At 61.3% G+C, this 14199-nt stretch carries 13 protein-coding genes; all 13 read right to left on the bottom strand.

What is annotated here, in order from left to right:
* Positions 1–16 precede the first annotated feature (16 nt).
* The 13 genes from smc to ACUY2T_RS03405 all read right to left on the bottom strand — a co-directional run bounded on the left by smc (position 17) and on the right by ACUY2T_RS03405 (position 14187).
* Complete coding sequence (gene smc, locus ACUY2T_RS03465) at positions 17–3511, bottom strand: chromosome segregation protein SMC (RefSeq protein WP_448307580.1); 3495 nt, start codon at positions 3509–3511, stop codon at positions 17–19.
* Between the two features lie 28 nt (positions 3512–3539).
* Positions 3540–3941: a GtrA family protein gene (locus ACUY2T_RS03460; protein ID WP_448307579.1), complete on the bottom strand. Its 402-nt coding sequence runs from the start codon at positions 3939–3941 to the stop codon at positions 3540–3542.
* Between the two features lie 6 nt (positions 3942–3947).
* Positions 3948–5426 (bottom strand): alanine/glycine:cation symporter family protein, encoded by a 1479-nt coding sequence (locus tag ACUY2T_RS03455; protein ID WP_448307578.1) that lies wholly within the window; start codon positions 5424–5426, stop codon positions 3948–3950.
* A 99-nt stretch (positions 5427–5525) separates the two neighbouring features.
* Positions 5526–6389, bottom strand: a complete 864-nt coding sequence (gene mutM, locus ACUY2T_RS03450) for a bifunctional DNA-formamidopyrimidine glycosylase/DNA-(apurinic or apyrimidinic site) lyase (RefSeq protein WP_408925566.1) — start codon at positions 6387–6389, stop codon at positions 5526–5528.
* Positions 6382–7116 (bottom strand): ribonuclease III, encoded by a 735-nt coding sequence (gene rnc, locus ACUY2T_RS03445; protein ID WP_408925565.1) that lies wholly within the window; start codon positions 7114–7116, stop codon positions 6382–6384. The genes mutM and rnc overlap by 8 nt, the downstream gene beginning before the upstream one ends.
* A 40-nt stretch (positions 7117–7156) precedes the next feature.
* Positions 7157–7696 carry a YceD family protein gene (locus tag ACUY2T_RS03440; protein ID WP_293789975.1) on the bottom strand — a complete coding sequence of 180 codons (540 nt, stop codon included), beginning with the start codon at positions 7694–7696 and terminating at the stop codon, positions 7157–7159.
* An 18-nt stretch (positions 7697–7714) separates the two neighbouring features.
* Positions 7715–8449 (bottom strand): DivIVA domain-containing protein, encoded by a 735-nt coding sequence (locus ACUY2T_RS03435; RefSeq protein WP_293789973.1) that lies wholly within the window; start codon positions 8447–8449, stop codon positions 7715–7717.
* Positions 8450–8508: 59 nt separating this feature from the next.
* Complete coding sequence (gene coaD, locus ACUY2T_RS03430) at positions 8509–8994, bottom strand: pantetheine-phosphate adenylyltransferase (protein WP_448307577.1); 486 nt, start codon at positions 8992–8994, stop codon at positions 8509–8511.
* A 10-nt stretch (positions 8995–9004) separates the two neighbouring features.
* The gene (locus ACUY2T_RS03425) at positions 9005–9574 is read right to left on the bottom strand and encodes an RsmD family RNA methyltransferase (protein WP_293789969.1); all 570 of its coding nucleotides are present in this window, start codon (positions 9572–9574) and stop codon (positions 9005–9007) included.
* 19 nt (positions 9575–9593) lie between these two features.
* Positions 9594–9827 carry an acetyl-CoA carboxylase biotin carboxyl carrier protein subunit gene (locus tag ACUY2T_RS03420; protein ID WP_448307576.1) on the bottom strand — a complete coding sequence of 78 codons (234 nt, stop codon included), beginning with the start codon at positions 9825–9827 and terminating at the stop codon, positions 9594–9596.
* A gap of 26 nt (positions 9828–9853) precedes the next feature.
* Positions 9854–12019, bottom strand: coding sequence for an ATP-dependent DNA helicase RecG (locus ACUY2T_RS03415; protein ID WP_448307575.1), 2166 nt, complete (start codon positions 12017–12019; stop codon positions 9854–9856).
* A 3-nt stretch (positions 12020–12022) separates the two neighbouring features.
* Positions 12023–13558, bottom strand: coding sequence for a DAK2 domain-containing protein (locus tag ACUY2T_RS03410; RefSeq protein WP_448307574.1), 1536 nt, complete (start codon positions 13556–13558; stop codon positions 12023–12025).
* 128 nt (positions 13559–13686) lie between these two features.
* Positions 13687–14187 carry a VOC family protein gene (locus ACUY2T_RS03405; RefSeq protein WP_448307573.1) on the bottom strand — a complete coding sequence of 167 codons (501 nt, stop codon included), beginning with the start codon at positions 14185–14187 and terminating at the stop codon, positions 13687–13689.
* Between the last annotated feature and the right edge of the window lie 12 nt (positions 14188–14199).

Raw genomic sequence — 14199 nt, 5'->3', positions numbered from 1 at the left:
CATCCTACGCGAGGGCTCAGCCGGTCTTCTCGGGAGCCATCCTCTGCGAAATCACCCTGGTCACACCGTCGCCGCGCATGGTCACGCCATAGAGAACATTCGCCACATCCATGGTGGGCTTTTGGTGGGTAATGACAATCAGCTGCGAATCCTTCCGCAGCTCCTCGAACAGCGCGATCAAACGGCGCAAGTTCACGTCATCCAGGGCGGCCTCGACCTCATCCATCACATAGAACGGGCTCGGACGCGCCTTGAAGATGGCCACCAACATCGCCAGTGCCGTCAGAGACTTCTCACCGCCAGAGAGAAGCGATAGTCGCTTGACCTTCTTACCCGGCGGACGGGCTTCGACCTCGATGCCGGTAGTCAGCATGTCATCCGGGTCGGTCAGCACCAACCGGCCTGCGCCGCCCGGGAACAGGGTGCTGAATACCTGCGGGAAGGCCACCTCAACGTCGTTCCATGCTTCGGTGAACAGTTGCAGAATGGTCGCATCGACATCTGCGATCACCTCGTGCAGATCGTTGCGGGCACGCTCGACGTCATCTAGCTGCTGGGCGAGGAAGTTGTAGCGTTCCTCCAATGCCTTGAACTCCTCTAGCGCCAGGGGATTCACCTTGCCCAGCGAGTTCAGCGCCTTCTCCGCCTTCTTTAGCTCGGCCTTGGTGGCGGTCGCGTCGAAATCTTCTGGCAGTTCTTCGGCCAGTAGCTGCTCGGCGGTAAGCCCCAGCTGCTCCATTGCACCCGCCACGGCTTGCTCGATCTTCACCTGCGCCTGAGTGCGCGCCAGCTCGGCGGTGTGCGCGCTGTCGTTCATTCGCCCCAGCTGCGCGGTCAGGGCAGAGACCTTGTCGCGCTGCTGTGCCATCGTGGTCTGCCACTGCTTGTGCGCTTGCTCGGTGTGCGAGCGGTTGGTCTCGGCGGTGGCCAGCGCATCGCTGATTCGGTCGGCGATTCGCTGCGCCTGCTCACGCACGCAGGTGGCCATTTCGCGCGCGGCGGCACGGCGTGCTTGTTGCTGTTGGTGGTGCTTGCGCGCGGCCTCTTCCGCCCGGGCTTGGCGGCGTAGGTTCTCAGCCTTGCCGCGAGTGGATTGGGCGCGCTCCTCCGCCGTGCGCTGCGCTAAGCGCGCCTCCATTTCCATTGCCTTGACCTGTGATAGATGCAATGCTGCGGCATCGCGCTCAGCCGACGAGGGTTCGGTGGTGTGTTCCTCGTCGTCGACTCGCGCCACGCGATCGGCCAGCTCGTCGAGCTGTTCGGTGGCCTGTGCCAGGCGTTGCTCGGCGGACTGTTGCTCGGCGGTACTGCGCTCAAGCTGGCGTTGTGCGGCCTCGCCCTGTTTTTGCAGCGCACTGAGGCGCTTGGCCGCCGCATCGCGCAAGGCCCGGTGTTCTTGTTCTGCCGCACGCGCCGCAGCCGCGGCAGTACGTAAATCACTTGCCGCATCGAGTGCGCCAGACAGCGCTGCCTGCAGGTCGTCTAGTTCCTTCTTTTTCTTGGTGACGCCCTCTGTTTCCGCCGCGATTCTATCCGCCAACTCGACAGGGGTCGTGCCGCCGGAGCCGCTGGCGACCCAGCCGGCGCCGTAGACGGAACCGTCCTTCGTCACTGCCCGTAGGCGTGGATCGGCAGCTACAACCTTGCGTGCATCACTGGCGCTGTCCACTGCCACAACATCCACCAGCAGGGCGGTCAGAGGCCGCAGCAGATCTTGGGGAACGTCCATCAGGTCGAGTAGCCATGTCCCCGCAGACACCTCGGTTTCCAGGCGGAAGGTTGCCCCCGTCCCCTCTGCACCTTCTGGAGTCGTAGGATCCAGCAACACCGCGCGACCTTCACGGGCATCGGTGAGGGCGGAGATGAGGGCGTCGGAAAGAGGGGCGACAATTCCCGAGCTCGCCGCATCGCCCAACACGGCGGCTGCGGCGGCGCCCCATCCGTCGCGAATATGCAGGTGCTCGGCTAGGCGGCGAGTAGCGATGCCCTGCTTGTCGGCAGCGCGGACGACAACCGCAGCGCCATCGGTGGGGGTCAGTCGGTCTTGCCAGGCGGCGATGGTGGCTTCGGCGGTTGCGATATCGCGCTCTAGTTGGAGCTGCTCGGCGCGGAGTTGTTCGGCACGCTCTTCTGCTCCGGCGGCCTCGCGGTCGGCCTGGGCGCGGGTTTCCTCCAGGTCGCCCCCGGAGGCCTCGGTTTCGCGCAGAGCTTCCTCGGCTTCCGTGATGTCTTCTAGCAACCCGTCGAGAGTTTCCTGTTGCTCGGCGGCGCTATCCTGCAGTCGCTCGACCTCCGCGGCGGCGTTGTCGCGCTGAGTAGCGGCGGCCTCGTGCTGAGCCAGCAGGCGAACCACGCCCTCGCGTCGATCGGCGATGGCGCGGACTTGTGCAAAGTGTTCTTGCTCGGCAGCGCGAGCTGCTTCCTCGGCTTCGGCGACCTGTTCGGCGATGGTTTCCAGCTTTTCGGCCGCGATCTCGACGTTCTCTTCAAGCTCCGCCTGTTCTTCGGCGGCGCGCTCGGCACGTTCCAGCAGCTCCTGCGGGTCCGGACCGGACCATTCAGCAACCTGAGCCTGTTCTGCACGGTCGCTGGCAATACGCAGAGTGGCGGAGTTCTTTTCCTGCACCGCGGATAGCCGGTACCAGAGGTTCTTCGCCGCCTCGGCTTCCTCCAGGGCAGTGCGCAGTTCCTCTTCCGTCACGGCGAGTGTTTCGCTGTGTTCCTCCAGCTCCGCCTGTACTTCGGCGCGCTGTTCGGCCAGTAGCTCACTGCGGCGCGTGGAATCGTTGAGTTCCTCTGATAGCTGCTTGACGTTGTGCGCGGCCAGCTGCACGCGTGTACTGCGGATGGTGGCCTGTACCGCAGACGCCTTCTGCGCAGCTTCTGCCTGCCGCGCGAGTGGCCCGAGCTGTTTGCGCAGCTCATCGGTCAGGTCGTGCAGGCGGTCGAGGTTGGCCTGCATGTTAACGAGCTTGCGCTGCGCCTTTTCTTTTCGACGCCGATGCTTCAGCACACCCGCGGCCTCCTCGATGAAGGCACGGCGTTCTTCGGGGCGGGATTCCAGGATCTGCGATAGTCGGCCTTGTCCGACGATCACGTGCATTTCGCGGCCGATGCCGGAATCGCTGAGTAGCTCCTGGATGTCCATCAAACGGGCTTTAGCTCCGTTGATCTCGTACTCCGAGGCCCCGTCGCGGAACATGCGACGGGTGATGGAAACCTCGGAGTACTCGATGGGTAGTTTGCCATCAGAGTTGTCGATGGTCAGTGTGACTTCCGCGCGCCCCAGTGGCTTGCGGTCCCCCGTTCCGGCGAAGATGACGTCTTCCATTTTCCCGCCGCGCAGGGTCTTCGCCCCCTGCTCCCCCATGACCCATGCCAAGGCATCCACGACATTGGATTTTCCGGAGCCATTTGGCCCCACCACGGCGCAAATGCCTGGCTCTAGTTTCAGGGTCGTCGCGGACGCGAAGGACTTGAATCCTTTGAGCGTCAACGACTTTAAGTGCATTGCTTGATGCTATCAAAGCGATCCGGCGCTAAGCAGCTTCCTGCGCCCTAAACACCCAAGTGTTTTGCAACACGAAGTTGAGAACCGTAGCGACGGCCTGGGAAACGAACCACGACCAGAACAGTGCGTGTGGTAGATCTGCTCCCCAATGTCGCATTAGAGCATCTACGACAACTGCTGTTATGAAGCAAATGGTGTAAACCACCGCGGCACGAGCCTTCTCAGCTCCTGAACGATCCCCCTGGAACGTGAAAAAGCTGTTGAGGTAGTAGGCAACCGTGCTTCCCACAATGTAACTGCAAGCGCGCGCGACGAAGCCAATGACTCCGAGATTGAGCAGCAGTGTCCTCGTCCCGAAGTCGAAGCACGCCCCGACCACGCCGACAAGCGTGAACGTAGCGAGTTTCCTGGTAAGTGCAGGCGATTTCATCCGCAACTAGTTGGTTATTGCTCCGTTATGAGCCTCGCGGCGCTGGCACTCCGGGTCCGTGCCATCCCAGCACTCGACGTTCTTAAGCTCCGGCAGGCTGTCGCGGTGGAAGATCGGATCCAGGCCCGCGGCCTTCTGCTGGGAGAAGTCGCGCAGCAGCTTGATGGCCACACCACCCAGCGGAACGATTGCGCAGAGGTTAATCAGGACCATCGTGGCCGCAAAAGTGTCAGCCAAGGACCACACCAGCGGCACCGTGCCGATGGCACCGCCGAAGACACAGAGGACAACAAGTACACGGAAGGTATTCAGCTTCGCCTTGGACTTGGTGAAGTACTCCACGTTGGCTTGGGCAAGGTAGTAGTTGCCCAGCACAGAGGAAAACGCCAGGAAGAACAGAATGATCGTGATGAAGTGAGTACCCCACTCGCCTACCTCGGCGGACAGTGCACTCTGAGTCAGGTTGGCCGTCTGCACGCCTTCGCCGTAGGCCGGGTCAGAAAGCAGAATGATGAAGGCGGTGATGGTACAAACAATCAGGGTGTCAAAATATACGCCCAGAGTCTGCACCAGGCCCTGCTTTACAGGGTGAGACACAGCAGCGGTAGCTGCTGCGTTCGGGGCGGAGCCCTGGCCGGCCTCGTTGGAGAACAGACCACGGCGCATGCCGTTCATGAACGCTGCGCCCAAGGTGGCACCGGCGATCTCCTTGATGCCCAGGGCGTGCTCGACGATCGTTCCGAACATGCCCGGAACCTCAGTAATATTCATGGACAGCACCACCACTCCCAGCAGAATGTAGCCGGTAGCCATCAGCGGAACGATCACCTGGGTGGCGTTGGCGATACGCTTCACACCACCGAAGATCACCATGGCGGTCAGTGCTGCAACCACCAGGCCAACGGTCACCTTGAGCCAGGTAGCGTCAGCGGCGATATTCGGGTTGAGAGAGTGCAGCGAAGAGCCCGCAGCTTCTGCGATGGAGTTGGTCTGCACCGCGTTGTACACAAAGCCGTAGGTGATGGTGATAGCGATGCCGAAGATCAGAGCCAGCGGCTTCGCTCCCAGCCCCTTCGTCATGTAGTACGCCGGGCCACCGACGTAGCCGTTCTTGTCGCGGGACTTCCACAACTGAGCCAAGGTAGCCTCAACGAAAGCGGTAGCACCGCCGACCAGGGCGACTATCCACATCCAGAACACGGCACCCGGCCCGCCGAGGGTGATCGCGATAGCCACACCAACCACATTGCCTGTACCCACGCGAGATGCTGCAGAGATACTGAATGCCTGGAAGGCAGAGATGTTCTCTCCACTCTTTCCCACCGCCGGTTCCTTGACTGAGCGGAACATGTCCGGAACCATGCGGATTTGCACTACCAGAGTGCGGATGCCGAAGTACGCGCCGGCTGCGAGGAGGAAGACGGGGATGATCTTCCACACATTTTCGTTGAGCGTATTCGCCACGAAATTTTCAATTGTTTCCATGGCGAGAAATTTACCTGAAACGAGTGCCAAAAATAAATGCACGCGCCTATTTTTTCACCCATCACCGCAGTTCAGGAAGTTCTAAGTTATGTCAGTCCCCTAGGTCTGACATGCCGCACAATAGTGTGTGGAACGCCCACCGACAACAACCCGCTTGATCGGCTCCCCGCACCTCTTGCAGGCTTCGCCTCCGCGCCCGTACACGTTCAGCGAGCGCGAGAAGTAGCCGGACGCACCGTTGACGTTCACATACAACGAGTCGAAGCTGGTTCCACCCTGTTGAAGGGCACGTTCCATCACTTCTGCTGCTGCATTGAGAACGCGGTGCAGTGTCGGTCGGCTAAGCAGCGCGGCACTGCGTCGGGGCCGCACTCCAGCCAGAAAGAGCGCCTCGTCCGCGTAGATATTGCCGACTCCCGAGATGACCTCTTGGTTAAGCAACACCGTCTTAATAGCCGCGCGTTTGGCCTTCATCCGTTCCACTGCCAGCGTGGCATCGAACGCAGGTTCCAAAGGATCTGCGGCAATGTGCTGAACATTGCGGGGTAAAAATTTTTTTGACGCCCCCTCGGTCTCCTCTGCCCACGAGTCTGGCACGGCCTTTTCCAGCCGCCACTCGCCGAAGGTTCGCTGGTCCACGAAACATAGCTCGCGGCCGTCAGAAAGTCCGGCCCGAATGCGCACATGTGGAGACTGCACCTGGCCGGGTTCGGCCACAAGCATCTGGCCGCTCATACCCAGGTGCACTTGTACGAGGAGATCTTGGCCAAAATCTATCCACAAAAATTTTCCGCGGCGTTGAACGGCGGTACAGGTGGCGTCACGAAGAAAAGAAACAAGCTCCGATGGATCGCCGGAGCGAACGGCGCGCGGGTGACAGACCTCAACGTCGGTGAAGCGACGGCCGACCAGGTGCGTTTCGAGGCCGCGGCGGACGACCTCTACCTCGGGTAGCTCAGGCACGCTCGTTGAGCTTCTGTACGGCCTGCTTGGCGGCAGCGTGCTCGGCAACCTTCTTGGTGTGCCCCTCGCCGTGGGTGACCAGGTCTCCAATGGTGACGGTGGCGTAGAACGTCTTATCGTGCTCCGGCCCCTCGCCGCGTACCTCGTAGGTGGGCAGCGGCAGCTTCAGTTCAGAGAGCTTCTCCAGCAGCACGGTCTTCCAGTCCATGTTTAGGCCAGTGGTGGGAGCCTCGGTAATCATTTCGGAGAACAGGCGCAGCACTGTGGCCCGAGCAGTCTCAAAACCGTGGTGCAGATAAATCGCGCCGAGCATGGACTCTACGGAGTCCGCCAAAATGGAGTGCTTGTCCTTTCCTCCGGTCAGCATTTCGCCGCGTCCGAGCAGGATGTACTCACCCATTCCCAGGCGGCGGGCTACACCGGCCAAGGCGTACATGTTGACCACTCCGGAGCGCATCTTGGAGATGTCGGATTCCGAGCGATCGGGGAACTGGCGGTACAGCTGCTCCGCAACGGCCAGGCCCAGCACGGCATCGCCCAAGAATTCCAGGCGCTCATTGTTGGGCAGGTTACCGTTTTCATTGGCGAAGGAACGGTGCGTCAGCGCCAGGCACAAAAGGTCATCCGGAAGATCTACACCCCAGGCTGCAAGCAGCGGGGTGTGGTCGGACTTGCCATAGGCGGCGTTGAGGGCGGCTTCGCCGGTTAGTCGGCGTTTACGAGCCATGTGGTTTTAGATTGCCTTTCTCGATGCTTTACCCGATGTTTTAGAGGTTCTTGAATTTTTCCAGCCCGGCCCAGCGCGGGTCCGGACGGTCCTCTTCCTCAGCTTCCTCGCTGATGCCATCCGGTGCCGGGGTATCCTCGCGGCATTCGGTGCCAAAGTCCGTGCACACAGGGCTAAAGGGTGCATTTAAGCCAGCTTCGTCGATCACCAGCTGAGAGATATCGATGGCATTGTCGTGCACTAGCAGCGGCTCGTCGACGTCGTCCTCATCATCGGAGCTGTCGTCAGTGGTGATGAAGTCCGGGGTCAGGCCGAACACATCGCTGATGGAATATTCCAGGGTGGTGGAAAGCTTCTGCAGGCAACGGGAGCACGTGCCCGTAGCTTCACCGCTTACCTGCAAGGTGGCCATAATCGCCTCGCCCAAGTTCGCCAGGGTTCCATGAACTTCGACGGGCGCGCCCTCGGCTACGCCCAGCATGTTGCCGCCCCACGGTACTGGTGACGCCCCCTGGGCGTCGACCGGCTCGCTGAGTCCAGTTGGGATGTCGCCGACTGCAAGAACGAAGGGGTTACTCATACCCCTATTTCTACCTGTCTAAAGCTGTTGACGGTAACCGTGGGGGTCGCCGTCGTTCTGATAACCGGAGGCGCCGGCGCCCTTGCGCAAGGCGGAGCGGTCACGATTGACGGTGCGCAGTGTGGTGGTGAGGGTCTCCTCGAAGTCTGCCAGGGTGGAATCGACGTAGCGGTCGCATTCGGTGCGCAGGCGGTCGGAGTCCGCGTGGGCGGATTCAATGATGCGCTTAGCTTCGGCCTGTGCGTTGCGCACGACCTCCGACTCGGAAACCAAGCGACGCTGCTCGGCCAGACCTTCGTCGACGGAGCGTTGGTAGCTGGCGTTACCTTCGCTGACCAGGCGCTCGGCCTCGTCGGCGGCACGGCTGGTTACCTGGTCATACTCGCGACGGGCATCGCTGACAAGGCGATCTGCCTGATCCTCAGCCTGCGCGACGGTGTTGGTAGCGCGCGTCTGGGCGTCGTTGAGAATCTGATCAGCCTGATCCTGGGAGTCCTGGACGATGGCATTAGCTTCGGAGTTGGCGTCGGCGATAGTCGCATCGGCTTGGTCGCGGGCGTCGGCGATGATGTCATCGCGGTGGTCTAGGACGTCCTGCGCATCATCCATTTCGATGGGGATTGCGTTGCGCATTTCGTCGAGAATGTCCAGCACCTCGCGGCGCGGAACCATGCAGTTAGAGGTCATGGGCACGCCATAGGCCTGCTCCACCATTTGCTGTAGGTCATCCATACCCTGGAATGTCTTGTACATGGCCTCCACTGTGCCATCACTTGACCTCAAGTACAGGTTTAGACACGGCTTTGCGTGCGTTAGCCGCGGAACTTCTCCTCCACCGCAGAAACCACCGGCTCGGGCAGCAGACCGGAAACATCACCGCCGTACTTCGCCACTTCCTTGCACAAGGTGGACGAAACATACCCATACTCCGGGGAGGTCAGCAGGAAGTACGTCTCCGCCCCAGAAAGGCGCTGGTTCATCTGCGCCATCGGCAGCTCGTACTCGTAATCCAGGGAGCTGCGCAGCCCCTTGACCATCGCCTTAATATTGTTTTCCTTTAGGTAATCCACCAGCAGTTTGTCCCAGGTATCCACAGTGATGTTCTGCGGGCCGTTCGGGATAGCGGCGATCGATTTCTCGATCAACTCGATACGCTCTTCAGCGGTGAACAGGCCATTCTTGTTCGGGTTATATGTCACCAGAACAACGACCTCTTCCCAGTTGGCCGCAGCACGGGTGAAGATATCCAGGTGACCCAGCGTGATGGGGTCGAAAGATCCAGGGCAAACTACTCGCATGGCACCTAACCTAACCCTCGCCCCGCCAAATCGCCATGTCGAAGCGGGCGATGCCATAGGTACGCTTCTTCAACTTCTGCCCAGTCGGCTCAAAGCCCTCCGGCCACGCGGTCTCCGGTGAGGCACTATTGCGTTCGACCACCACCACGGCGTCCTTCGTAAGAACCGGAATGAGAGCTTCCACCATCTCGGCGACGGCCTCATCGGCGAGCTCGTAGGGCGGGTCGGCCAGCACCATGGTGTAGTGATTGCGCGGTGCTGCGGCTAGGAAGGATGACGCCTTCGCCTCCACTACCTGCAGCTTCGCCTCAGGCACGACGTGGGCATTGTCCTTGATCACCTTGATCGCCGCGGCGCTACTATCCACCAGCGTGACCTCCTTGGCTCCACGGCTGGCAGCCTCCAAACCGAGGGCACCGGAACCGGCGAAAAGATCCAGCACTACTTCATCAACAAAGCCGAAGCGAACCTGCAGGGAGGAAAACAGGCCTTCGCGGGCGCGGTCGGAGGTGGGGCGCGTGCCCGCCGGAGGAACCTTGATGCTGCGTCCGCGAGCCGTTCCAGAGATGATGCGTGTCATTGCTTTGCGTTCAACCTGCCTATTTGTTTACTGCTGTGTCTTCTGGCGCTTCAACCCTTAACAGGACGTCCCCGCCGTGCACGTCCACATAGTCCTGCGAGTTGCTTCTGCGCACCACGCCAGGCCCCGGCGCGAGGACGGGCGCTTCCAGCTTTAGCGATTCCACCGTGCACAAAACATCACCCGTGGCGACGGCATCACCGTCGGCGACGAGGAAGTGCACGACTCCCGCAAATGGGGCACAGATTTCCATGCCCCAGAGTCTAGCAACTGGGGTGACTAGTTCCTTTCGATGAAGTCCTGATCGTCGATCTCGATGTCCACCACCAAGGAGCGCGCTAATTGTTCGTCGTAAGCCACCAGCGCTTCGGCGTAGTCGCGGGCCGACTCAATCACCTCGCCGTCGGTGCTGAGGTCTAGCAGACGCGCCCTCCGCGCCGAGCGTCCCGACTGATCCTGGCCGAGGATATCCCCCTCGGTGCGCATCTTGAGGTCCTCTTCGGCAAGGCGGAATCCATCATTACTGTCGGCCACCACCTGGAGGCGATGGAAGGAAGGACTATCCGGTGCGGCGGTGGTGTGCAGCAAGCACAGCGAATCCCGCCGTCCACGGCCGATTCGTCCGCGTAGCTGGTGGAGTTGGGAGAAGCCGAAATTCTCGGCCTCCAGAATCATCATCATGGAGGCATTGGGCACGTCCACGCCGACTTCAATGACGGTGGTAGCAACCAGAACGTCGATCTTCCCGGCAGCGAAGTCCTGCATGACCTCGTCCTTGTCGGCTGCGTCCATTTTGCCGTGCAGCATTGCCACGCTGCAGCCAGGCAGCTCTTGCGTAGCGATGCGCTCGCACCACTGTTCCACGCCAGTGGGACCATCGATTCGGGGTGCCACTACATAGGCCTGCCCTCCGGCTTGGATTTCCTCCCCCATGCGCTCCCAGGAGCGACGCACCCAGCGCGCTTTGTCAGCGGGCACCACCACGGTTTCAATATCACCCCGACCACCGGGTTTGCCCACCAAGGTAATGGGAGTCAGGTCGCCGAACATCGTCATACCCACCGACCGCGGAATCGGAGTCGCGGTCATCACCATCATGTGTGGAGTCGCATCCACCGGCGCTGATTCCCGCAGTTTGTTGCGCTGCTGCACGCCGAAGCGGTGCTGCTCATCCACCACGACCATGCCAAGCCGATAAAACTCCACGGAGTCCTGAATCACCGCATGGGTACCGACCACAATGTCCGTTTGCCCCGAAACCAGGTCCAGCAAAGTGCGTTGTTTATCGGCCTGCTTCTGGGAGCCAACCAACACGGATACTCGCACATCGGTGTTCTCCAGCATCTTCACCAGGTTGCGGGCATGCTGCACGGCCAGAATTTCCGTCGGGGCAACGAAGGCGCACTGATAGCCGGAATCCACCGCCCACAGCATGCTGATCAGCGCCACCATTGTCTTGCCGGAACCGACCTCTCCGTGCAGTAGCAGGTTTGCCGGGGTGGTTCCGTCGAGGCGGGAGCCGATATCCTCCAGCGCCATTTTCTGTCCCGCACTGAGGTCAAATGGCAGCCCTGCAATCAGCCTCTCCACGTTCTCGCCCGGCGCGAGTGCCATGCCGGTGCGCTTGGTGGCGTCATTGCGCCGTAGAGCCATGACCAGCTGCAGTTCCAGCGCCTCGTTGAATTTCAACCTTCTCCGGGCCGGTGCGGGGCCGGCCTCACTGGGTTGGTGAATCTGCCGGAGCGCATCCGCGAAGCTAATCAGCGGGCGCCCCTTTCCGTCGACGGGCCAGGCAGGCGCGCCGGGGTTACGGCGTGGCAGCGGCAGGAATTCGCCGGGTTCGTCCATCACCCGCAGCACGTGATCCATCACCCCCAGCATCTCTGCGGTGGACGTACCGGGGCGGCGCTTGTAGCCCGGCATCCACGGCTTGGCCAAGAGCTCCTGCGCAGCGGTTTCGGAACCCATGACATCCACGATGGTCTTCAGCGGCCCAAACATGCCGAATTCGGCATCCATTGCGGGGAGGATGGAGACATAGCTGGGGTTTTTCAGCTCCCACTGTCCATTGAACTCGGAGAGCTTGCCGTGTAGGAGCAGCATCGAACCATTTTTTATGCGGCTGCGGTGGTAGGCCACGTTCCCAAATAGTGCAGAGCGGAAATGCCTGCTGCCGTCGGTAAAGGTAAAGGCCAGGTATTTCCGCGGCCCACGCCCGGAGTGGTTGTCCTTTTCCTCCACGCTGATGATCTCCCCAGCGCAGGTGTACTTCTCCCCTACTCGCAACTCGTCCAGCCCTTGAGGTGAGCCGAGGCGCGCGTACGTTGTGGGGAAATTCAGTACTGCTTCGGAGATCGTCTTGATGCCTGGCTTATCCGCCAGCCGTTTGGCGCGGTCGTTGGTGATCGCCACGGAAAGCGGACGCGAGTCCTGCCATCCCAGCATGGGCTACTCCACTCCGATCTGCACCAGGCACGGGTCGTGGTCGTTGCCTTGTAGCTCGATGTGGTGATCGTCGATCTGCACGTCCGGGTATAGCTCGGCGAAGGTGGCTTTCAGCCCATCGACGGCAGCTTGGTTGGTTGCCGGGTCGCTCCACAGCAGGGTCACCAGCTCGCCACCGTCGGCCAGCATGGCGCTGAGGGTATCGACCATCGTGTCGGGCGGGCAGGTGGCGAAACGCTGAGCTTCGACCGCGTCGATCATTTCTTCGACGTTATCGTCCCAGTCCACGGTGGGGTCGTTCACCGCTAGTGCCGCTAACCCACCAACCAGCGATTTCGTGTCGATAATGTCGACTTCCCGCGCCCCGTCCAAACCTTGTAGGGCGGCGACATCCTGTCCGTTGGTCAGCACGGCTATCGGCCCTGCGCCCAGCCCCTGCACTGCTTCGCCCAGGGTTTTATTGTTTGGTGACGCCACCGCCACTGCCCCCGCAGCCTCGAAAAGTCGCGCGACCCCGCCGGTGGGCGTGAGCGCCACGATGAACGGCCCCTGGTCTTCCGCCTTAGGCTCACCGGTCGTCGGAACAGGCGTGCCCTGAATTCCGGGGTGGCTGGGTTCCCCGTCGGCCGGCAGAACCTCGATGCGCAAGTCGGTGACAGTTCCCAGGGAGAAGGCCTTCTCGATGACTTCGCCGGCTCGGTTGGTGTGCACGTGCGCGGTGCCGGACTCTGGCCCCAGGGGTCCTACGATCACCGAATTGCCATGAGCCTCCAGCAGCTCCCGCAGGGCGGCCAGATTCCCTTCGAAGAAGAACATCACTTCGACTTCTTGCTGGGTTCGGTCGTGGTCTGGCGTGGGGGCGTCATCAACGAGACCCGCCCCGTCCAGAACATCGACCAGGGCCTGCAGGATCACCACGAGGCCTTGGCCGCCCGCGTCCACGACACCAGCTTCGGCGAGAACGGGCAGCTGGTTGGGTGTGTTGGCCAGGGCTTCCTCGGCGGCGTGGAGGGCGCGGGTGGCGACGTCGGCGAGGTTCGGCTCGGCTTCGTGCGCGGCGGTGGCGGCGGCATCGAGCACGCTGATGACGGTGCCCTCGACGGGCGTGGAGATTGCAGTGCAGACGAAACCCACCGACTGCGAAAGGGTGTCCGCCACGGCGGGACCATCGATGTGCCCCTGCGAAGCTGCTTCGGCGAGCGCGCGCAATACCTGACTGAGCACCAGGCCGGAGTTTCCACGGGCGCCACGAACCGCGCCGGTGGCCAGGGCGATGGTGACCTCGGGGAGGCTTGCGCCTTCCTCCAGCGCATCGACCGCCGAAACTGCGGTGGTCATGGTGTGCGCCATGTTGGAGCCAGTATCGGAATCCGGGATTGGGAAGACGTTCAGGGCGTTGATTGCCTGGCTCTGCTCGCGCAGCCGGCTGGCCGAAAGGCGAGCCCACTGGGCGACAATGCGCGCGTCGAGCTGAGCGGGCGCCTGATTGGCCGGTTGTGCTTCTGCCACCGGTTGCGCCTCTGCCTTCCTGGATTTCACTCCCACTACCCTAGCGAACCAGCCGGACAGCAGGGCGGTTTACGGGATCGTGGCGCGTTATTCCTTCCGTGCCAGTGATGTAGATCTCCCGCATCCAACGCGAATCCAGGTGGGGGGGGTTGACTTGTTTATCGTTCACCCAGAGAGCACATAGTCTCCATGAGAGTGCTGTAGACGGCACTCGGCTCGCTATCGTGCCACTCGGTGTCACTGTCGCGCTCGTCCTGGTTTTGCGGTTGAGCCGTCGGCTCGTAGAGCCACCAGAGGTTTTGCCACGGATCAAGAAGTCTTGCGAGACGATAGCCACCGTAGAAATCGCTAGTTGGAGTGACGACGCGGCCTCCTTCCTTTACAGCCCTATCAAGGCACGCCTGGGCGTCAGGAACGTAGACCTGCAGGAGGGCTGGCGTGAACGGCCAATCTTGCTTTCGATCACAAAGCATGATTGTGGCATCTCCAACCATTACTTCCGCATGGATGATCGAACCATCTCGATCCGGCGTGCGAACATGCGCTGCTTCTCGACCATCGAAAACTGTTTCCACGAAGTGGATGAAGCTCACGGAGTCGGGGACGATAGCGAAGGGATTTACTGTGTTGTGTCCAGTCGGGATTTTCAACGAAGTCATGTATACATAAAA

This window comes from Corynebacterium sp. 22-2729, from assembly GCF_053479475.1.
The sequence above is the reverse complement of the archived record's forward strand: the minus strand, read 5'-3'. Positions and strand labels throughout refer to the sequence as shown.